At 31.2% G+C, this 637-nt stretch carries 1 protein-coding gene; it reads right to left on the reverse strand.

The features are described from left to right. Positions 1–176 precede the first annotated feature (176 nt). Positions 177–467, reverse strand: coding sequence for an ArsR/SmtB family transcription factor (locus tag V7024_RS00970; RefSeq protein ID WP_272186833.1), 291 nt, complete (start codon positions 465–467; stop codon positions 177–179). Positions 468–637 lie beyond the last annotated feature (170 nt).

Raw genomic sequence — 637 nt, forward strand, 5'->3', positions numbered from 1 at the left:
TCGTTAATGCGGGATAAAACGAGGCGCAGTATAAAATACTGCGCCTCATTCCATAGGTAAATACGACATTTTGTTTAGGATTATGTAGTATGTATATATTTTACCTCATGATATATATTTATATTAAAGATATGAGATAAAAGATACATAGTACGCCTTTTGTTTAATTGAATACCCTAACCTAGTAAAACGCGAACTAATTGAATAATTGTTTCGTTTTCTACTTTGTAGTAAATTTCCAATCCTTTTCTTTCGCTTGAAACAATTTTAGCGCTTTTTAACTTCGCTAAATGCTGAGAAATTGTAGATTGTGGCATGTTTAAGCCCGTATACATTGTAGAAACGTTACTTGGTCCTCGCTCAATCAATCCTTTTACAATACATAAACGCACTGGATGAGCAAGTACTTTTAATAATTCTGCATTGTTTTCATATAGTTCTATTTCCTGTTGAAAGGTTTCTAACATATTCTCTCCACCTCCATGTGTGCTGTTATACCAATACTATACATAACAAAATTTTAAACCAAAGAGAACAGTTGTTGCAAAAAAAATGCTCTAAAGTAAAGAAATTGTAAGAAAAGAGACCGTGATGTAACTAATTTGGATAAATCTAGATATTTTTCCATTAGGATAAA

Origin of the sequence: Bacillus sp. JJ864 (genome assembly GCF_036963045.1) — a bacterium.
Taxonomy (GTDB): Bacteria; Bacillota; Bacilli; order Bacillales; family Bacillaceae_G; genus Bacillus_A; species Bacillus_A pseudomycoides_C.